The organism is Bacteroides sp. 519 (genome assembly GCF_010500955.1).
Lineage (GTDB): Bacteria > Bacteroidota > Bacteroidia > Bacteroidales > Bacteroidaceae > Bacteroides.
Genome location: NZ_QVMJ01000014.1, coordinates 179,415 through 200,252 on the forward strand (window position 1 = coordinate 179,415; position 20,838 = coordinate 200,252).

At 36.3% G+C, this 20,838-nt stretch carries 24 protein-coding genes and 1 tRNA gene; 22 read left to right on the forward strand and 3 right to left on the reverse strand.

The features are described 5' to 3' along the window. Nucleotides 1–2: 2 nt before the first annotated feature. The 16 genes from D0T85_RS13225 (at nt 3) to D0T85_RS13300 (ending at nt 15,694) form a co-directional block, all read left to right on the forward strand. Entirely contained in the window at nt 3–1,718 is a 1,716-nt protein-coding gene (locus D0T85_RS13225; protein ID WP_163213990.1) for a hypothetical protein, read from the forward strand. Then, entirely contained in the window at nt 1,715–1,996 is a 282-nt protein-coding gene (locus D0T85_RS13230; RefSeq protein WP_163213991.1) for a hypothetical protein, read from the forward strand. The genes D0T85_RS13225 and D0T85_RS13230 overlap by 4 nt, the downstream gene beginning before the upstream one ends. An 11-nt stretch (nt 1,997–2,007) precedes the next feature. Further along, nucleotides 2,008–2,223 carry a hypothetical protein gene (locus D0T85_RS13235; RefSeq protein WP_163213993.1) on the forward strand — a complete coding sequence of 72 codons (216 nt, stop codon included), beginning with the start codon at nt 2,008–2,010 and terminating at the stop codon, nt 2,221–2,223. Nucleotides 2,224–2,742: 519 nt separating this feature from the next. Then, nucleotides 2,743–3,159 (forward strand): YkvA family protein, encoded by a 417-nt coding sequence (locus tag D0T85_RS13240; protein WP_163213995.1) that lies wholly within the window; start codon nt 2,743–2,745, stop codon nt 3,157–3,159. A gap of 949 nt (nt 3,160–4,108) precedes the next feature. Beyond that, complete coding sequence (locus D0T85_RS13245; protein ID WP_239060712.1) at nt 4,109–4,582, forward strand: phospholipase D-like domain-containing protein; 474 nt, start codon at nt 4,109–4,111, stop codon at nt 4,580–4,582. A 113-nt stretch (nt 4,583–4,695) separates the two neighbouring features. Next, nucleotides 4,696–5,286: a Panacea domain-containing protein gene (locus D0T85_RS13250; protein WP_163213997.1), complete on the forward strand. Its 591-nt coding sequence runs from the start codon at nt 4,696–4,698 to the stop codon at nt 5,284–5,286. Beyond that, nucleotides 5,274–5,702, forward strand: a complete 429-nt coding sequence (locus tag D0T85_RS13255; protein ID WP_163213998.1) for a hypothetical protein — start codon at nt 5,274–5,276, stop codon at nt 5,700–5,702. The genes D0T85_RS13250 and D0T85_RS13255 overlap by 13 nt, the downstream gene beginning before the upstream one ends. 93 nt (nt 5,703–5,795) lie before the next feature. After that, on the forward strand, nt 5,796–6,320 hold the full coding sequence (locus D0T85_RS13260) for a DUF4199 domain-containing protein (protein ID WP_163213999.1): 525 nt from the start codon (nt 5,796–5,798) through the stop codon (nt 6,318–6,320). 1 nt (nt 6,321) lies between these two features. After that, a complete protein-coding gene (locus D0T85_RS13265; protein ID WP_163214000.1) occupies nt 6,322–7,269 on the forward strand; it encodes a glycosyltransferase family 2 protein in 948 nt (315 codons plus the stop codon). A gap of 32 nt (nt 7,270–7,301) precedes the next feature. Further along, nucleotides 7,302–7,811: a DUF6452 family protein gene (locus tag D0T85_RS13270; RefSeq protein WP_163214001.1), complete on the forward strand. Its 510-nt coding sequence runs from the start codon at nt 7,302–7,304 to the stop codon at nt 7,809–7,811. Further along, entirely contained in the window at nt 7,762–8,505 is a 744-nt protein-coding gene (locus D0T85_RS13275) for a DUF6048 family protein (protein WP_163214002.1), read from the forward strand. Before D0T85_RS13270 ends, D0T85_RS13275 begins: the two co-directional genes overlap by 50 nt. 20 nt (nt 8,506–8,525) lie before the next feature. Beyond that, nucleotides 8,526–9,557 (forward strand): FAD:protein FMN transferase, encoded by a 1,032-nt coding sequence (locus D0T85_RS13280; RefSeq protein ID WP_163214003.1) that lies wholly within the window; start codon nt 8,526–8,528, stop codon nt 9,555–9,557. 33 nt (nt 9,558–9,590) lie between these two features. Next, nucleotides 9,591–11,510, forward strand: a complete 1,920-nt coding sequence (locus D0T85_RS13285) for a sialate O-acetylesterase (RefSeq protein WP_163214004.1) — start codon at nt 9,591–9,593, stop codon at nt 11,508–11,510. Nucleotides 11,511–11,690: 180 nt separating this feature from the next. After that, nucleotides 11,691–14,042, forward strand: coding sequence for a ferrous iron transport protein B (gene feoB, locus D0T85_RS13290; RefSeq protein WP_163214005.1), 2,352 nt, complete (start codon nt 11,691–11,693; stop codon nt 14,040–14,042). A gap of 256 nt (nt 14,043–14,298) precedes the next feature. Further along, nucleotides 14,299–14,369 (forward strand) — tRNA-Cys (locus D0T85_RS13295). Between the two features lie 152 nt (nt 14,370–14,521). Beyond that, on the forward strand, nt 14,522–15,694 hold the full coding sequence (locus D0T85_RS13300; protein WP_163214006.1) for a site-specific integrase: 1,173 nt from the start codon (nt 14,522–14,524) through the stop codon (nt 15,692–15,694). Nucleotides 15,695–15,775: 81 nt separating this feature from the next. Here the strand turns inward: D0T85_RS13300 and D0T85_RS13305 are convergent, their stop codons facing one another. From D0T85_RS13305 to D0T85_RS13315, 3 genes are all read right to left on the reverse strand, one after another. Further along, nucleotides 15,776–16,186 (reverse strand): hypothetical protein, encoded by a 411-nt coding sequence (locus tag D0T85_RS13305; protein WP_163214007.1) that lies wholly within the window; start codon nt 16,184–16,186, stop codon nt 15,776–15,778. 93 nt (nt 16,187–16,279) lie between these two features. Further along, nucleotides 16,280–16,825, reverse strand: a complete 546-nt coding sequence (locus D0T85_RS13310; protein ID WP_163214008.1) for a hypothetical protein — start codon at nt 16,823–16,825, stop codon at nt 16,280–16,282. Then, nucleotides 16,822–17,061: a hypothetical protein gene (locus D0T85_RS13315; protein ID WP_163214009.1), complete on the reverse strand. Its 240-nt coding sequence runs from the start codon at nt 17,059–17,061 to the stop codon at nt 16,822–16,824. The genes D0T85_RS13310 and D0T85_RS13315 overlap by 4 nt, the downstream gene beginning before the upstream one ends. A gap of 27 nt (nt 17,062–17,088) precedes the next feature. Between D0T85_RS13315 and D0T85_RS23065 the strand changes: the two genes are divergently transcribed. From D0T85_RS23065 to D0T85_RS13340, 6 genes are all read left to right on the forward strand, one after another. Beyond that, a complete protein-coding gene (locus D0T85_RS23065) occupies nt 17,089–17,220 on the forward strand; it encodes a hypothetical protein (RefSeq protein ID WP_255495701.1) in 132 nt (43 codons plus the stop codon). Between the two features lie 675 nt (nt 17,221–17,895). Further along, complete coding sequence (locus D0T85_RS13320) at nt 17,896–19,023, forward strand: radical SAM protein (protein WP_163214010.1); 1,128 nt, start codon at nt 17,896–17,898, stop codon at nt 19,021–19,023. An 11-nt stretch (nt 19,024–19,034) separates the two neighbouring features. Then, nucleotides 19,035–19,223, forward strand: a complete 189-nt coding sequence (locus D0T85_RS13325) for a hypothetical protein (protein ID WP_163214011.1) — start codon at nt 19,035–19,037, stop codon at nt 19,221–19,223. 2 nt (nt 19,224–19,225) lie between these two features. Next, a complete protein-coding gene (locus tag D0T85_RS13330) occupies nt 19,226–19,576 on the forward strand; it encodes a hypothetical protein (protein WP_163214012.1) in 351 nt (116 codons plus the stop codon). Between the two features lie 13 nt (nt 19,577–19,589). Continuing rightward, nucleotides 19,590–20,093: a GNAT family protein gene (locus tag D0T85_RS13335; RefSeq protein WP_163214013.1), complete on the forward strand. Its 504-nt coding sequence runs from the start codon at nt 19,590–19,592 to the stop codon at nt 20,091–20,093. Beyond that, nucleotides 20,090–20,779 carry a hypothetical protein gene (locus D0T85_RS13340; RefSeq protein WP_163214014.1) on the forward strand — a complete coding sequence of 230 codons (690 nt, stop codon included), beginning with the start codon at nt 20,090–20,092 and terminating at the stop codon, nt 20,777–20,779. Before D0T85_RS13335 ends, D0T85_RS13340 begins: the two co-directional genes overlap by 4 nt. Nucleotides 20,780–20,838 lie beyond the last annotated feature (59 nt).

The following is a 20,838-nucleotide window of genomic DNA, read 5'->3' on the forward strand; positions in this document are numbered from 1 at the left end:
AGATGGAAGGACTCTACTACAAAGATACCGAAGGATTAAACTCTCAGATGAAAAATGAGAGTTTAGAGCTTTCACAAAGCCAAAAAGAATATTTGAGAGAATTATCTGTTTCTGAACAAGACTGGAAAAATACACCAACGGAAATTCAGACAGAGTTGCTAGAAGGTATACAAAAGAGATGTACAGAAATAGGAGAAATAAAGTATGAAGATGTTTATCCCGAATTTCTATCTAAAGAACTTGCAATGAAGGATAAAAACGATTTTTTAGATCAAGTTGATGCATTGAAGCAAGAAATAGAGCAACTACCTTGTAAACGTGAAGGAGCAAAATCAATAATTGATGGAGCTATCAACCCTGAACGTTATTATGATGCACCTACTAAAATAATAGCCATTCTGAAAGAACCGTATGATAAAAATGGCGATGATTTAGGTGGTTGGGATTTAACTGAATCATTAAATCGCAAAGTGTCTTTATTGGATCAACCTGCGGAGGGAAGACCTACTTTTAGGCCATTAATAGCAATTGCTAATCAAATTGAATCTGGAGAAAGTTATCAAGAAGTAAAGCCAGCACTCAATTCGGAAGAGGCTTATTATACTTTCAAATCCAATTCAGGTTATATTAATATAGGAAAGGAACTACAAAGTGGAACTGCTTACACAGACGATTCAACTATTGCAGCAAAGGTTGAACGTAACAATGATATTATCAACAAACAACTTGAAGTTTTGCGTCCAGATGTAGTTCTTATTGGAGGAAGATCTGTTGAAAATGCAATTATAAGACCAGTTGAAGGAGGATATGAAATTGGGAATGATTTTATATCAAAAAATAATTTTAAAGAAGTCGGTTGTTGTAGAGCCTATTATACTGATGAACGCATATATATAGCAACATATCACCCTTCTCAACGTACGATATCCGATGCTGATTATTGTAATACAATTAGTGGTTTGGTTAAAGATTGGAAAGAAGAATACAAAGGCACAAACAATTTAGAAAATTTTCGCTTTAGTTTATCCGAAAGTCAACAAAACTATCTTCAGGAAGTGTTACCTTTGGGCAATCATGATGTCTTGGTTAATCGAATTGATGAATTAAACGATTCGCATCCACCAAAAGCTATTGACTCAAATAAAGAAATAGCAGAACTGATTGAGCCAATAAAAGATCAAATAGATACAAAGTTGTTAGAAGCTCCCAATGACTTTGTTCAGATAGAACAAGTGTCGGACGCAATGTGTGAAGTTGAGGGCTTGAGATATGATGACTGGAAAGAGCTTTCTTTTGATGAGCGGATGGATACACTTAATAAGCTGGAAAGTATTATGGCTGAAATCACGCACCGACCAGCATCTGTTGTGTTGGCAAAAGAACTAGGAGAGGGCTGTTGTGGGTATTTCAATTCAATGTCAAAAGAGATAGTGATAAGTAGCGAACACATCAAAGGTGAGTCTATAGAATGTTATGCCAATGTGTTGGATACCCTCATACACGAAGGAAGACATGCGTATCAAGATTACAATTTGAATGAGCGTGAAGTTCATCCAAGGCAAGGAGAATTATCAAATTGGAGAACAAACGAACTTGATTATGGATACAGAGATGTTGAAACTTATGGATTTGAACATTATGCAATGCAACCAGTAGAAGCTGATGCTCGCGCTTTTGCAGAAGATGTATTAAAACAGTATATGGAGAAGACAGTATGAAAAAGACAGTAGAAATATTGACAGCAAGAGGGTATACAGAAAAACAAGCCAAGATATTAGGTGAAAGTCTTTCGAAAATAGATGCATCATTGAAAAACGGCCTTGACAAGTGGTTGGAAGACGTGAGTATAGAAAAAGATTTTTCTATTCATGGGATTACACTTTCTGAAATTAAGAAAAAGTTTAATATGACTTATATTGCGGCACTCTTATCAATGGATTGGGTAATAAGAGAGCCGGATAGAGCGGTTAAGAGTATAAATAATGGAATTAAATAAATCAAAAGAATATGCCAACATTCATAATCACATCCAAAGCACCACGCGATAATAAAATTCCTATGGACAAAGGAACAACTGTGGAAGTGCAATTGCCTTTCGGTCAGCTTCCATTTGGCTCAATAGCAAGTAAAGAGAAAGTTATAGAGGCTTTTAAATGTCAAAAAGGGGTTGATATTAGTAGCATTTACATGCATGGAGGTTATTTTAGTTGGAAGAAAATATGAATAAAAAAGAAATATGTCCAATATGCAAGAAAGTTGTGCTAGGACAGAAAAATAACTTAGCGTCTTATTCTATAGGATTCGGTAAACTTTTAGGTCAAACTGCATGCGCATTTCTCCCGGGCGGTTATATTGTTAAAAAATGAGGTAAAATCTATTGTTGACTATTTAAAACAATACCAATCATACGAAAACATTTAATAGATGATTAGAGGGACAATAAGATTTTGCTGCAGTGAGTGTGATGAAACTTTCAAGGCAGTTGATATTGAATATCGTGCAACTACTTTTAGTGTTCCAATGCAATGCCCTAGGTGCAAATCTAATAGAACATTTCCTTGTGGGTGGCTTGGAAAGTATAGTTATAATAGAATCGCATACAAAGTGATCTGGGAAAAAGAAAACGACAATGGACTGAAGCGTTGAAACATACTGGTGAAAGTTATACATGGAATAAGAAACACTTTCAGTAGATTATACAATTAGGTCAATATTTTAGGTTTAAAATTCAACTAAAGAAACATGAAACAAGAGAATAACTTTGAAAACACCGAAAATTTCGATACTCCCGAAAAGCTCGAAAAATATGAAAAAGAATACTCCGAGAACAGTCTTATGGACAAGATAGCCAAGTTTGCAAAAAAAGCTGGTGCAAAGACTATTTATGCAGTATTTTTGTGTTACTATGCTTTGCAAGACGAGAATTTTCCTAAAAAGCAAAAAATGATTATCATAGGAGCTTTGGGATATTTCATTCTTCCCATAGATCTCATTCCAGATGCAATCCCTTTTGCCGGATTTACCGATGATTTAGCAGCTTTAGCCTACGCTTTATATACCGTTTGGGTTCATATCACCCCTGAAATTCAAGAAAAAGCGCGCAACAAAGTGATATCTATATTTGGTGAGGTAAAAGAAGAGGATTTAATTTTATTTTAGTATTAGCAGTTTCATACAATGCGATTTGGGGGAATGCGCTACTCTGTATGGAAGCAGGGACCCAAAAGCAAATCAGGGCAAAATGCAAATCAGCTAACCCCTCAGAAAATGTTTTTTCGCCATTTTGCTGTCACTGCTATCACTAACAGTAATAACGTATTGATAAACAGTTGATTAATTTAGTGATAGATGCAGTGATGGTAAAATATATCTACCACTGCTATCACTAAGATGTTTTTGTTAGTCGCTAAAAATCAGTAAGTTATAAAAAAAACAACATTGTTCGTACTTTGAATCACAGTATTATAACTCTTTCTCCCGGTAGCATGACGCCTTTCTCCCGGTAGGATAAACGGTTTCTCCCGGTAGGATGAACGCTTCATCCCGGTAGGAGAGAGGCTTTATCCTACCGGGAGAAAAGTGCTGTTCAATAATAAGTAAAATATCTTTCTATATAGATCGAGGGGGCAATGCTATATAGAACAAGGGGTCGGTGCTATATAGATCGAGGGCACTCATCTATATAGACCGGAATCCCAATGCTATATAGCTTGCGTAGAAGCATGGACTCAAAATAAAGCGTGTTGAAAGCGTGACGACAAGGTTGTAATAATGTTTCTCGACACGGCATTCAACACGCATTTAATACGCTGTTAATCAAATCGATAAAGCCTTTGCGTGTTGAATGACGACAAATTTTGCATTTTAAACTTTTGTGTAGAGGGGTTTGGGTTCAAATTAGAGAGGGAATTGAAACGCTGAGTTACGCTAAGTTACACGGAGTTTTTATTTCGATGCCGCAGGAAAACTAAAACTCAGCGTAACTTAGCGTAACTCAGCGTTTCAAAAAAGCCTCTAACCGAACCAAACGAATATGAACAATGAATTTTAAACAAATAACACTCCCATGCTCCAATACATTCGCTCTCAATCCCACTATTCCCTCTTGATGCAACAACTTCAAGTAGTAAAACACACCTTATGGATAGGTACTGCCGATCTCAAAGATCTCTATGTGAAGCCGGGCAATGTAGCCATTCCGCTACTTGCCGTATTGGAGCAAAAGATTCGGCAAGGCGTATCCATCCGCCTGATTCATGCCAAAGAACCAGGAAAGAACTTTCGCGAAGACTTCGATAAATACCCACTGTTATGGGAAGCTATGGAGCGAGTGCTCTGTCCCAGAGTACACTTCAAAATGTTGATATTCGACCTTCAAACTGTTTACATTGGCTCTGCCAACCTTACAGGAGCAGCCTTCGGCATGAAAAGCGAAACAACCCGAAACTTTGAAACCGGACTCTTTACCGACATGCCCGGTATAGTAGAAGCCGCCACCAATCAATTTGATGAAGTGTGGATGGGGAAACATTGCAAGGTGTGCAAAAGGAAAAAGTATTGTGGGGATAGGATAGGTGAATGACAGGTAAAACTAATGAAGTTTTGAATTATTGGTAGCACAATTAAAAATGTTTTCGTAATTTTGTAGCATAAAAACAACATATTGTAGGAACATATAATCTACAAATTACAATCATGAAAACAAATGATCAGATATTGAAAATTAGGGCAACTTTGCTTTATATACTCCAAGCATTCTCTAATGGTGCTGATTATATAAAAATTTTCAAGATCTTATACTTTGCCCAACAAAAGCATTTAGTAGCCTACGGTCACGAGATTGTGGAAGATTCATTTATGGCTAGAGAACACGGGCCTGTTCCAGCATTTTTATACAAATGTCTTAAATCTTTAGAGGTAGGCGATGAAAAAGGAAAAGATATTGTCGCTTTTATTCAAAATATAACATGTAAGGAATATAAAGGTCATTCAGTATTCTACACAAAAGAAAAGCCTGATATGGATGAATTGTCGATTTCTAACTTGAAATGCTTAGATGAGTCCATTGAAGAAAACAAAGACAAAGATTCATTTTTATTATCAGAAGAATCGCATAAATTTGCTTATAATGAAGCAGTAAAGCGATTTAAACAATATCCAGATATTGGAGATAGATTATCTATTATTGATATTGCAAAAGAAGGAGGTGCTACACAAGAAATAATTAACTATATAAAAGAAAACCTGTTTATAGATCAAGCATTATATAAACTATGCCAGGATTAAATGATGATTTACGAGAAAGATTGCAACTGGCAAAAGAAAAATTCATAGTACCAGGTAGTATTTATAGAATAATAATGGGTAAAGAACAGGGAATTACTCCTGACAAATTAAAAAGATTTGTTATTATAGGTTGTGATGATGATAATTTCATTGGTTTCGTTGTTGTAAACTCAGAGGAAAGAATTCAGAATAAACATTTGCAATACCCCTTATTTAAAAAAGATTATGATTGTGAGTTGGACTGGAATAGTTTTGTGGACTGTTCTAAAATAAGGAAAATTAGCAAAAGTGCTATATTTAAAGATGGAGAGCATTTGGGTAATTTAAATGATATAGACAAAGAATTTTTATTTGAAACAGTGAAATGTGCAGATACTATTTCTAACAAAGAAAAGAAAAAATATAATTTAATATAGATTTATAGGCCGGAGGAATCCGGTTTTTTTGTTTTTGCTTTCCATCTAACTTTATCTACTTTTTTTATACCTTTGTGCCTTATTAAAGTAAAAATGGCCGAGAACAGAATCAATTTACAAAGACATGCCATGACATTTGGCACATATATGGGAGTATACTGGATAATTAAATTTGTATTTCTCCCCCTTGGGTTAGCCAATCCTTTTCTTCTTCTCCTATTCTTTGGGTTAACAGTGGCTGTTCCTTTTATAGGTTACCGGTATGCCAAAGTATTCAGAGATAAAATATGTGAAGGGAGTATTGGTTTTCTGCAAAGTTGGCTTTTCATGATTTTTATGTATATGTTTGCCGCACTGCTCACTGCTGTAGCACATTACATATATTTCAGGTTTATAGATAACGGATATGTTGTTGGGCAGATGACGGATGCAATAAACGCATATCCTACCAATATGCCTGGCATGGAAGCCTATATTAACCAGGTAAAAGACGGATTGGATATTTTACGAGCCCTGTCGCCCATTGAAATAACAATGCAATTGCTATCTTCAAACTTTCTGTATTGCAGTATAATATCGCTGGTTACAGCTCCGTTTGTAATGAAAAAAAAGAACTAATATGGATATATCTGTTGTAGTCCCTTTATATAATGAAGAAGAGTCGTTGAATGAGTTATTCAACTGGATAGACCGTGTTATGAAGAAAAATAACTTCTCGTACGAGGTTATTTTTGTAGACGATGGCAGTACAGATAGTTCATGGCAGGTAGTGGAAACCCTCAAAAGCCAGTCGCCTAATGTACGGGGTGTGAAGTTTCGGCGGAACTATGGCAAATCTCCGGCTTTGCATTGTGGGTTCAGAGAGGCAGAAGGTGATGTAGTTATTACCATGGATGCCGATTTGCAGGATAGCCCCGACGAAATACCCGAACTGTACCGGATGATAGTGTCTGACGGATACGATATGGTATCGGGATGGAAACAAAAAAGATACGACCCGCTGTCGAAAACCATTCCAACAAAAATATTCAATGCAACAGCCCGTAAGGTATCGGGCATCAAAAATCTGCACGACTTTAATTGTGGACTGAAAGCATACCGGAAAAACGTTGTAAAAAACATCAAGGTATATGGTGAAATGCATCGTTATATCCCCTATCTGGCAAAGAATGCCGGCTTCGACAAAATAGGCGAAAAGGTTGTTCAGCATCAGGCACGCAAGTATGGAAAAACCAAGTTTGGCTTGTCACGCTTTGCCGGATATCTGGATTTATTAACCCTATGGTTTCTTTCGCGTTTCGGAGTAAAACCGATGCACTTTTTTGGTATATTGGGGTCGCTTATGTTTTTTCTGGGTATTGTAGCTGTAATTATTGTAGGGATAAGCAAACTATATCGCATGCATCATGGTTTACCTTACAGGTTGGTTACCGATTCTCCATATTTCTTTATATCTTTGACCGCTATGATAATCGGTACGCAGTTTTTTCTCACCGGTTTCCTGGGCGAGTTGATCTCGCGTCACTCACCAGATCGTGACAGCTATCAGATTGAAGAAAAAATATAGCCTATAACCCATAACCCGTAATTCAGGCAATTATGAAAAAGTTTGTTAACATAACGCTGATAATGGCAGTGATTTCTTTTGTGGCCGGAATGGTTATCTCCTGTGCCGAAGAAAGCGATTGCTCCATAGTTAGCAGAGCCACTTTGAATGGAGGTTTCTTTTCTTTGAGTGAAACCAATAAACCTATAGCGGGCTCGTTAGCCACACTCACAATATCGGTACGAACCACCGAAACAGAGAGTGATACAATCCTTAATCAAGATAAGAATGTTCAATCGTTATCTTTACCGCTGCAATATGCGGTAGATACTACTGCAATTATTCTTCACTATGGCGAAGAGATAAGAGATACAATTGTGTTTAAACATACCAATACTGAATATTTTGTATCCATGGACTGCGGATTTGATATGCTACAAGTTGTTACAGACTATTATTATACAACGCACGCTCTGGATTCTATTGCTTTGACAGACAAAAATACCAATAAAGATGGAACAGAAAATCTTCGCATATTCTTCCCGGCGGCACCTACTGAGTAGCCTGTTTTTTCTTTTTCTGATTGTATCTCCATCTTTCGGTCAGGCCAATCAGAAGAATGAGAAGAAAGCACCCGAAGTTGTTTATCCGCTATACAACGGCATAAGCATTAGTACTGATTTATATGGAATTGGGAGTAAAGTTTTGGGAGGTGATATCCTCACAGCCGAAATAGCTGTTGAAGCAAACCTGAAAAACCGTTTCTTCCCTATTGCTGAAATTGGCTACGGAACCACCAACACGCGGAGCGATAACACCAATATACTTTACAAAAGTAGCTCTCCTTACTTCAAAATAGGAATGAACTACAATACCATGTACAAAAAGAATAATAAGGGACATTTGTATGTGGGGTTACGATATGCGTTCAGTCCGATGTCATACGATATAGAAAGCATTGATCTGGAAAATGGTACCGATACCAATCCTAATTTAGAAGATGGTGTGTGGGGAACTACCAGACCAGGATTCGACCATAAAGGGCTGAAGGCAACCATGCACTGGTTCGAATTGGTTTGTGGAGTAAAAGTACATATATACAAACAAATTTACATGGGATGGTCTGTGCGGATGAAGTATAGAATAACAGCCTCGCCCAGTGAGTATGGCGACCCCTGGATGGTTCCCGGATTTGGCACTTACGACACATCTAAAATGGGTATAACCTACTCTCTGATCTATAAATTACCTTTCTAAAAACCATTTTTCTACTTATTATGGAAGAGAAAAAGAAATCAAGGTTACGTTTACTATGGCTTATTCCGTTAACCATAGCTACCGTTTATATATTGTATAACAATAACACCAATATTCCTTATCAAACAGCTTATGGAAGAATATTTGGTACTCTCTACAAAATAACTTACCAAAACAACAAAGATATACAATCCGAAATAGAAGAGGAATTACAACGGTTTGATATGTCGTTGAATCCCTTTAATACATCTTCGATTATCAGCAAACTTAACAGGAACGAAGAGGTTCAATTAGATACTTTTTTCCAGCATGTATTTGTTCGTGCACAAGAAATTTCGGAAGCAACCAACGGCGCATTCGATGGTACAATTGCCCCTTTGGCAAACGCCTGGGGCTTTGGCTTTAAAAAAGGAGATTTTCCGGATTCATTAACCATTGATAGTTTGTTGCAACTAACCAATTACAAAAGAATTGCTTTAGAAAATGATAAACTGGTAAAGGAAGATCCACGCATAATGGTAAGCTACAGCGCCATTGCCAAAGGCTATGCTACGGATGTTGTAGCTCAGTTTCTTGATCGCAAAGGTATAAAAAACTACATGGTAGATATTGGTGGAGAAGAAGTGCTTAAGGGTGTTAATCCTCATGGTAACTTATGGCGGGTTGGTATTAGCAAACCTGTTGAGGATGCGCTTGCACAAAACCAGGAACTTCAGATGAGGCTACAACTTACTGATTGCGGGATTGCAACTTCGGGCAATTACAGGAATTTTTATTATAAAGATGGTAAGAAATACGCTCATACCATAGACCCGCGTACTGGTTATCCGGTGCAACACACCATACTCTCGGCAACAGTGATTGCTAAAGACTGTATGAGTGCAGATGCCTATGCTACTGCTTTTATGGTGATGGGATTAGAGGAAGCCGAAACCTTTATAGCTTCGCATCCCGAAATAGGAGCTTGCTTTATTTACAGTGACGAAAAAGGAGAATACCAAACATATATCACTGAAAATATGAAAAAGCATATAATTGATGATATTCCTTAACACACGTATTTAGTTAACTAAATATACATACCTATGCAAAGACATAATTTAAGTATCCTGCTTATAGGCTTGCTTGTTTTAAGCGTTAGCACATTGCAGGCAAAAGTAACATTACCAGGTATCTTTACCAATAATATGGTAATACAGCGTGATCAATCGGTAAACATCTGGGGCTGGGCAGATTCTGGCGAAACAGTTGAAGTAACTTTTAATGGTCAGAAGAAAAAAACCAAGGCCAACAAAGAGGGAAAATGGATTGTTCAGTTAAAGCCAATGGCTTTTGGAGGTCCACACACAATGGACATTAAAGGAAAAAGTGATAAGATTCGTCTTTCTGATATCCTGATTGGTGATGTGTGGGTTTGTAGCGGTCAATCGAATATGGAATGGGTAGTATCTAATTCTAATGCAGCCGAAGAAGAAATCGCAAATGCCAAATATCCACAAATCAGAGCATTTAATGTAATCAAAGATTTAAGTGTAAAACCAAAAGATGATTTAAAAGGTAACTGGGAAGTTTGTTCTCCGGCTACAGTGGGAAATTTCTCGGCAGTTGGTTACTTTTTTGCCCGCGATTTGTATCAGAACTTACAAATACCTATTGGTATCATTAATTCCTCATGGGGAGGTACCGATATAGAAACATGGATAAGCCGTGGAACTTTCGCCGAACTCCCGGAACAATTCGAAAGCCGTTACAAAAATGAGATAAAAGACTTCGATCAGTTTGTTGAAAAAAACACTGCTGCCCGTGAATTGTATCATAAAGCCTTAGAACAAGAGCCAGGTTTACCCGGTGGATGGTACAAAAAAGATTATGATACATCCGGTTGGGAAAACATGACTGTGCCTCAGTTATGGGAAAATGTTATTGGTAATGTGGATGGATATATCTGGTTTAGTTATGAATTCAACATTACTTCGGAACTTGCAGCACAATCGGGTAAAATATATCTGGGCGCTATTGATGATATAGATATAACCTGGATAAATGGAACTAAAGTAGGTGAAACCGATGGATATGCAGTGAAGCGTGAATATGATGTGCCACAAGGATTGCTTCAACCGGGTAAAAACATAGTAACAGTTCGCGTTCTTGATACTGGCGGAGGCGGTGGTATGTATGGACGTCCGCAGGATATGTACCTATCTGTTTTAGGTACTAAAATTCCATTAGCCGGTGATTGGAAATACAAACAAGCCGTAACGAATGCGCAATTCGATTATATAGAATTCAATCCTAATATGATGCCTTCGTTGTTGTATAATGCAATGATCAATCCAATAATCAGCCTATCAATTAAAGGTGCAATTTGGTATCAGGGTGAGAATAACTCATGGGCAGCTACTAATTATCAAACACTTTTTCCAACTATGATAAATGACTGGCGCAATAAGTGGGGATATGAATTTCCATTCTACTGGGTGCAGTTGGCTAACTTCATGGCAAAGGATACTACTCCTGTAGATAGCGACTGGGCAAGGTTGCGCGAGGCTCAAACCATGACGCTATCTGTTCCTAAAACAGGACAGGCAGTAATTGCTGATATAGGTGATGCTGATGATATTCATCCACGTAATAAACAGGATGTAGGACATCGGTTGGCATTGATTGCCTTAAATAAGGACTATGGTAAAGATGTAGTTTATAGCGGCCCTACATTTAAATCGATGACAGTTTCGGGCAATAAGGCAATTATTACTTTCGATAACATTGCCAACGGTTTAGAAGTTCGCTGTAAATATGGTTGTGTTAGTAGTTTTGCTGTAGCCGGAGAAGATAAAGTTTTCCATTTTGCCCGCGCATATAAAGAAGGTGATAGAATTATTGTGATTAGCGACGAAGTGAAGAATCCGGTAGCTGTACGCTATGGATGGTCAAACAATCCCGATATCAACCTTTATAATAGTGCCGGACTACCAGCCTGCCCATTTAGAACTGATGAGTTTTGAGTAATGAGTTTTGAGTTTTGAGTAGTGAGTAATGAGTTTTGAGTCACGATGCCGCATGGTAACTCAAAACTCAAAACTCATTACTCAAAACTCACTACTATTTAAAATCGATCTAAATAAGTTGCCTTAAATAAAGAAATCCTCTATCTTTGCATTCTAATTTAAAGATAGCAGGATTTTATGCGTTTATCTGAATTAAAAACCGGGGAAAAAGGGGTTATTGTAAAGGTACTCGGTCATGGTGGCTTCCGCAAACGTATTGTGGAAATGGGTTTTATTAAAGGTAAAACAGTAGAAGTATTGCTTAATGCTCCTTTAAAAGATCCGATAAAGTACCGATTGATGGGATATGAAATTTCTCTTCGTCGGCAAGAGGCTGAAATGATTGAAATCATAAGCGAACAAGAAGCAGCAGAACTTGAAAAAGAAAAGGTTTATCACTCCGGATTGAACGAAGATATTCAGCATACTGAGGAAGAACTGAAAAAGATAGCCCTCGGCAAACGAAAAAAAATCAATGTAGCATTGGTTGGGAATCCTAACAGCGGAAAAACATCTTTATTCAATGTAGCTTCGGGAGCACACGAGCATGTAGGAAACTACAGCGGAGTTACTGTCGATGCCAAAGAGGGTACTTTCAACTTTGAAGGGTATCAATTCAAAATAGTAGACCTTCCGGGAACTTATTCAATATCTGCATATACTCCCGAAGAAATGTATGTGCGAAAACACATCATTGAAGATACCCCCGACGTTATAATTAATGTGGTCGACGCATCCAACCTGGAACGCAATCTTTATCTCACCACCCAGCTTATTGATATGAATGTGCGCATGGTTGTTGCACTAAACATGTACGATGAACTGGAAGCAAGCGGTAACAGATTAGACTATCATTTATTAAGTCGTTTGTTTGGTGTTCCAATGATACCTACAATATCCAAACGCAATATAGGCATAGACCATCTTTTCCATATAGTGATTAATCTATATGAAGGAGCCGATTCTGTATACCGCCATATTCATGTAAATCATGGTCCACAGTTAGAAAAAGCTATTGATTATGTAAAGGACGAAATCTCTAAGAATGAATTTATCCGTCACAAATACTCTACCCGTTTTCTGGCAATAAAACTATTAGAGAACGATAAGGACATAGAACGTATCATTGGCGAACTACCGAATGGGCAAGAGGTTATCCGGAAACGCAATGAGAAGGCTACGGATATCCGTAAAACAATGAACGAAGATAGCGAATCGGCTATTACAGATGCGAAATACGGATTTATTAATGGTGCATTAAAAGAGACATTTACCGACAACCATATAGAACAGAAACACGTTACCCGCGTGTTGGATAGTATTCTGACTAACAAATACTGGGGATTTCCGTTCTTTTTCCTTTTCATGTTCCTCATGTTTGAGGGTACCTTTATATTGGGTGATTACCCAATGCAAGGCATAGAGTGGCTGGTTGAAAAGCTTGGAGAATTTGTAAATGGCAGCATGTCTGATGGGCCATTAAAAGACTTGATTGTTGATGGTATAATAGGTGGTGTAGGTGGTGTAATTGTATTCCTCCCAAATATCTTAATTCTTTATTTCTTTATTTCCCTTATGGAAGACTCCGGTTATATGGCTCGTGCAGCTTTCATAATGGATAAGATTATGCACAAGATGGGGCTGCATGGAAAATCATTTATTCCACTGCTTATGGGATTTGGGTGTAATGTGCCCGCAGTAATGGCATCGCGCACAATTGAGAGTAGAAAAAGTCGTTTGGTAACGATGCTTGTAAATCCATTAATGTCGTGCAGTGCCCGTTTGCCTATTTATTTATTACTTGTTCAGGTCTTTTTCCCGAACCATGAAGGAGTTATATTGTTATTAATATATTCCATTGGGATATTGCTAGCTGTTTTAATGGCAAGGTTATTCAGTAAGTTTCTGGTAAAAGGTGACGATACTCCATTTGTAATGGAACTTCCTCCTTACCGTATGCCTACAGCTAAATCAATACTTCGGCATACTTGGGAGAAAGGTGCCCAGTATCTGAAAAAGATGGGAGGGGTTATTATGATAGCTTCAATTATCATCTGGTTTCTGGGTTACTATCCACAAAATGACAGCTACGAAACCATAGCCGAACAACAGGAGAACTCCTATATCGGACAATTAGGTAAAGCTATCGAACCAGCTATCGAGCCTTTAGGCTTTGACTGGAAATTGGGAATAGGTTTATTAACCGGGGTAGGGGCAAAGGAACTGGTTGTAAGTACACTTGGTGTTCTTTACAGCAATGATGCTGAAGCCAACTATCAGAGTCTTGCTAATCGCATACCGATTACTCCTCTGGTAGCTTTTTGTTATATGTTGTTTTCGCTGATATATTTCCCGTGCATAGCTGTTCTGGTAGCCATAAAACATGAGTCGGGCAGTTGGAAATGGGCAGTATTCACAGCATTTTATACTACGGCACTGGCGTGGATAGTTACGTTTGCCGTTTATCAGATAGGGAGACTTTTTACATGATGTGGCAGGAATGGATAGTTGGCATTGTAGTTTTACTTTGTGTTATTGAAGTTACACGCAGAGTTATTGTTTTTTTTCGTTCAGCTAAAAACAATAATCCTTGCGCCAACTGTACTTCGGGCTGTGATTTGAAACAGTTATTTGAAGATAAACAACAGCAATGTAGGTCGCAACAATGTAAATCGAACAAAAAATGCTGCGGATAATTGTTTATTTGCAAAATTGGTTCTATCTTTGCAACCGCAAACAGAAAAATGGTTCCTTGGCCGAGTGGCTAGGCACCGGTCTGCAAAACCGTCTACGGCGGTTCGAATCCGCCAGGAACCTCTAAGTATGTTGAAGGATTAGAAAGTAAATTTCTAATCCTTCTGTTTTTCAGAGAGTTGCGTTTTTGGAAAAAGAAAGAATAGAAAGAAAAATTAGAGAAATTACACAATCTGTTGGTCGAAAATTGGTCGAACTTTTAAAACAATTTAGACATGAGAGCAACAGTAAAATTAGTACTACGCAACGATTACGTTCGTAAAGATGGTAAGCAACAACTTTGTATGCGTTACATCGCTTACCAAAAGGATTCCTATATTGGCTTAGGAATATCAATCTTACCCAAACATTGGGATGCTAAAGCCTTAATGGTTCGTGCGGGAGAACATCTTGCACATATGTACAACAAAAAGATCACAAATATTTATGAGAAGGCGAAAAGCCTTATTATGAATTTCTACGAGAAGCCTTTGCCAATTCCTCAATTCAGAAAAGAACTATTAGAAAGCAAGGACGATGACAACACGGATTTTTATTCTTTCGTAGAACAGGAATTAGAGGTTCTTAAACTTGATAGAGCCAAAGGCACTATTTCGAATTACAAAAAGCTTATTAATACGATGAAGGAATGGAAGCCAACTCTCCATTTCCATGAAATTTCATTAGACTTTATCGAAAAGTTTCATGCACACGAAATAGAGCAGGGAAATTTAGAATCAACAGTCAATAAGAAGCATGCTAACTTCAAGTTTTTGATTGGTCGGGCTGTTCTTAAAGAGAAGATAGAAAAGAATCCATATGAACGTTTTGCTATTAAAAAGAAAATTAAAGCACAAAATAATGATGTGCTGACAGAACAGGAGATTGATAAACTTTATAAGGTGTATACAAGCAATACATACACCAAAGGAAAACAAACTGTTTTGCGTAATTTTCTTTTTTCCTGTTATACTGGGCTTTCTTATGCTGAGTTTGATGTGGTTACTTATGCCGATTTAAAGCCTTATGTTGTTGATGGCAAGGATTGCCATTTGCTTAATAATGAGAGATATAAAAATCAAATCCCCTATAAAATTCCGATTATTTCCGACAAAGTGAAATTGCTACTTGCTTCTGGTAAAAATTTTCAGAAGATTTTTATACCTATTACAAATCAAGTAAGCAATAGATATCTGAAAAAGATAATGAAAGACCTAAATATTGAAAAGAAAATGACATTCCATCGAGCCAGACATTCTTTCCGAACAATTGCTGCCCGAAAAGGGATTCAAGATAATATTGCAGAACGGATGATGGGGCATGCAGAGGGTAACGACATTAAAGATATATACACGCATCTACATGATGAGGATATTATTCGGGAGATGCTGAATAAATGGATTGCCTAAGATATTAATTATATGTCATTTGAGAGGTATTCTTGGTGTATCCTCTCAAATGGCATTTATTGATTGGCATAGCGATTCTATCTAATCAGTCAAAAGGTAGTAAGATACCGAAACGGTTTTATTGTTTGTCTCTGCCTTTTTAATTCCATCGACAAAAATAGAGCTAGTAAAGGTTAATTCATCAGAGATTGTTTCTCCGTCCTCGCCATTGGCATATACCGAGATATAGCAATAATCGCCGTATTTCATCTCAAGTTCTGTCGAAAATGGAGATTTAACAAATACTTCTTTGGCATCTTCCGAAATATGTTCTATATCTGCATTTTTGGTGGTGTATAGAATGCAAAGTGTTACGTTTGGATTATCACAGGAAGCTTCATAGCGAACTTTGTAGGTTTTGTTTATTGTATCTCCATCGTTGTCATTGTCGCTACTACATGATAATATAACAAAAGGGAGAAAAAGAATAAGGGTTTTAATAAGTTTAGTCATTAGGTGTATATTTTTGAAGTGAATAATCATTTGATATATTATTATATTGTAACAATATCGTTTTATCATAATATGATATTGTTATAAAGCATATTATTGTTTTATCATTTTATTGCATTGTTTCCCATCTGCTGAAAGGATAAACAAGGCATTCATTTCTTGCCTAACCTGCAATTTAGGGTTCTGAAACGAAAAACGAGATTCCACTTTTTGGGCAAGAATGTCAGACGGATTGCGGGATTCATAACGATTCAAGTAGTCGGGCTTCCATTCTTGAGCCTTTTTAAGTTCAGTCTTGGCAATCTCAAGTTTCTCAGTGGAGTTTGAAATCAAAGCTTTGGCAACAAGCTGATTTTTCTTTCCCTTTTGTTTTTCTATTGATTCTTGCCAATGCTTGATGCTCTTTTCGGCAGATTCTATTTTCTTAGCTCTTTCGGCTTCAAAACGTTCTTGTAAGATGGCGATACTATCAGCAACAGTTATATCGGACACTTTCATTTCAAGAAATTCAATCTTTAAATCTGTTTTGATACCATTTTCCGTTTGCAAATAGTCTGCAATAACTTTCTCATATTCAGATTGAGTAGTAGAACAGGAAATAACAAAAGGGAAGAAAAGGAATAAGATATACTTTTTCATAGCAGGGCAGTTTTGGAGATGAATACTGTACTAGCATCTTCTAATGCCTTGTTATTCGGCTTTCCTAAAGAAAGGGCTTCTTCAAATTTATCATGTGCTGCATAGAGAAACTTCCATGCGAAAGGTAATGCGTCTATATCATCTTCGATTTGGTCGGCATGAGTTTGCCACACTTGTTCAAAAGCGACTTTCATAAAGTGCTCTTGGATTAATTCTAATGATTCAATTTTAGTCATAAAATGATTATTTTGTGATTAATATTTATGGATTCACTATTTCACAATAGCGATTCACTTAACCACAAAAAAGAAGGCATGGAACCCGCCAAGTTCGAAGCAGAGGCACTGGTATACCCAAGAAACGAAACAAGGCAAGCCCATACCTATACGGCATGAACATTGCACAGTTTCCTCGTTTCTTTTGAAAATTACCAGTTTTCTGCTTCGAGGTAATGTGAACGCTAATGTTATATTTTTAATGCGACGCTTCGCATTGTTATTTTCTAGGGCAAAGATAGTAAGATTCTTGGGAATAGGAATATGAAGGAAATTTTAAATTAAGACTTTATGTTATAAATTGGGTTGTTTTTCAGATATTTACTACTTTTGGAAATCAAATAAGAAATAGTGTGTTACTCCAAGGTGCATACTATTTCCAAATTTAGGTATGATTGGTGTAATAGAGTTACACAGATAAGTAAGTTAGCCGTCACCCTGAGAAAGAACGTGCAAAAATGAAGTAAAAAAACAAATAAATAAAAGGAGGTAACGCTGAAAATCCTGTAAAGAGTAAGCACAAATCATTAAATATTAACATTATGTTTGACTTGAACGAATTATCTTCTGCAAGAGAACAACTAAATTCTTCGATTTCAGAGCCGAACACTTACGGAACCGAAGGTTATAGCATGGGCTGTAGTGGCTGCGATGGAAGATGTAGTGGAACTTGCGATGATTCTTGTGACAGCACTTGTTATGGCTGTGGCAACAATGGCTAAAAAAAGCATGATGGGCAATTCATTATAGTTTAGCGACTTGCGGGAATTGCCCGTTAATTTAAATCATTTGTTTATGAAAAAAGCAGAAAAATTAGAAAGGAATGTCTACATAACAACCAATGTTTCTTGTAATCTTGACTGTATTTATTGCTACGAAGATAAAACAAGCAAAGAAACATTCGACGTTGAAAAAACGAAAAAAAGATTAGCAAAACTGCTGTCTGAAAAGACAGAAAAACACACAGTGATAAATTTGCATGGTGGAGAACCGTTTTTAGTATTTAGCAAAATAAAGGAATTATGCGAATGGCTTTGGGAAGAAAATTTCCCCGAAAAATTTCTTGTCTTTGCAACTTCAAATGGCACTTTGATACATGGAGAAATTAAAGAATGGCTGATGAAAAATCGCCATAAATTTATTGTAGGATTAAGTCTCGATGGAACAAGAGAAATGCAAAATACAAATAGGTCAAATTCGTTTGATTTAATTGATATTGATTTTTTTGTGGAAACATGGTCAAAGCAAGGAGTTAAGATGACTATTAGTCCGCAGACTATTGAAAAACTTGCAGAAGGTATAATTTTTCTACATTCAAAAAATATCCAAGACATAAGAGCAAACCTTGCGTATATGGTAGATTGGTCTAATCCCAAATATGTAGAAATCTTTCAACGTGAATTGCAGAAACTAGCCGTGTTTTACAAAGCAAATCCACATTTACCCAAAAGTTCCATTTTTAATGTGAATTTTGCTTCTCTTACAGATAAAGAAAATAAAAATAAAAAATGGTGCGGTGCAGGGACAGAAATGGTTGCACATGATATTGATGGAAGGGGTTATCCTTGTCATTTGTTTTTTGAATCAGTATGTGGTAAAGAAAAATCAGAAAAAATAAACAATGTCAACTTTGCAGACCCAAAGGAATTTATTTCAGACGAATGTGCGGATTGTTTAATGTTGGCGGTTTGCCCTACTTGCTATGGCTCAAATTACATTGAACGTGGAAATATTGGCAGTCGAGATATGTCTTTGTGCAAAATGAATAAAATTAGAATTTATGAAATCGCAAAGTATGAATATGACAAAATCGTAAATAACAAAACAGATGTAGGAAATCTTTCAGATGAAGAAAAATATAAAAGGATACGAACATTAGATGGAATCGAAATTTTATTACCTTATTTAAATACATTCAACTAAAATTCAATATTATGAATCAACAATTATTTAATTTAGAAGATATTACGGAAACGAAGGAGAATCTTACGCTTGCTCTATCAATGCCTATTTACGCATACGATGATGATAGCATACAAGAAAAATTTCAAATGGGCTGTTCGAGTTGTACTGGTGGCTGTACCTCTTGTTATGGTTCTTGTCAAGGCGCAATTCAAGGATAATTATGGAAAAGATTTGTTCAGAATGCGGAAAAATTTGCGGAAGTAATGCGCATAGCAATTTTAAATTATTAAGTTCATTTAGTGGGCAAACTCTGTGTGGTTTTTGTTTTAACAAATATAAAAATGATTTAGAAGCACGATTGTTAGATAATTTTAAACAAGGAAGTACTCTCCACCGTTTTGGCCCAGCAAATTTACCGCCAAATTTTCGACAATTATCATATAGAGAACAACAACCTTTTGTTGATAGAAATAATTATCAGCTTAAAATCCTTGAAGAACAATACAAAAGATTGCAACAGCAATATACAGATTTAACGGGGGTTAAATGGAATCCGCCACAAATTAAATAACAAAAAATATTTCATGAAATTTCTTATTCGTAGAACTTCGATAGATGACATTGAATTTTATCAACATTGTTTTAGTAATGCTGAATTCAAATGGAATTTATATGGGAAAGACAATGTTAATCTCGAAAAATACATATCAAACGAAGAAAAACATTTGAAGTTTGTTATTTCAAAAGTTGAAGGTATTACAATTGAGAAAGTTGCGTTCTGTCACTTTTATTATAATCCAAAATCAAATGATTATGGTTCTCTTGGTGGAATTATTCCAAAATATTTTAATAGCGGAACAGGTCTGTTTACGAGCATAGCCATTTTTTCGTATATGTTTGAAAACAAGCCAGATTTTGTTTTTAAAACAGGAGTTTTTAAGTATAATCAACGTGCTTTGAAAGCGTGGAAAGCTATTGGATTTGAACCTATAGAAGAAACCGATGAGAAAATCATTTTAAAACTAACAATTAAACAATTTCAAAATCATTTAGTTACTCGAATTTTAAAGCAGATACAAATTGTATGAAAAAATATTTTCTAATTCCTATATTTATTTGGTTTGTATTGGTTATTATAAGCATTATTGTTTTCTCTTGTGGTATTTCTGACAAAATTGAAAATGAGGTAATTTTTGGTAACTTCTTATTTGGTGCAATTGGTGCACTTTTCACAGGTTTAGCTTTTGCAGGAACATTAAGTGCCCTTTTGTATCAAGAGCAAAATCGACTTAAAGCAAGTACTTTAAATGTGTTTTTAGATGTTTTTCAAACGATACTTTACGATGAAAGATTTACAGAAGCCAAAAACTATGTAATGAAAAAATTTGATTCCGATTTTAGTGATATTAGAGGAAAATATACCAATGAGACAATTGATATGTTGTGGCTTGAAAAACATAAAGATGAATATTGGAATGAATACAAAATGTTGTCTAATTTTTGCAACATGATGGAGTATATAGGAGTTATTGTTGCAAATGATTATATCAGTAGAGAAGTGCTTTTTGACTATTGGCAAGAATTTATCAAAAACTCTTTCTCGAAAATTTCAAAGTTTTTCCCCAACGAAAATATCGTTGATTTTTATCCGCATTTTGCTTACTTATACACTCAAGCTGAAGACAAGAATAATTTAAGAAAATTTCAAATGAAAATATCAAAGTGGGACAACGATTTAAAAATTATAGATGATGGTAAAAGGGCGAACGGCTAACAAGCGGTTTGCTGTAATGCGGGGTGTATGCCCGCAGAAAGTCCTGTCGGACTTTCAAG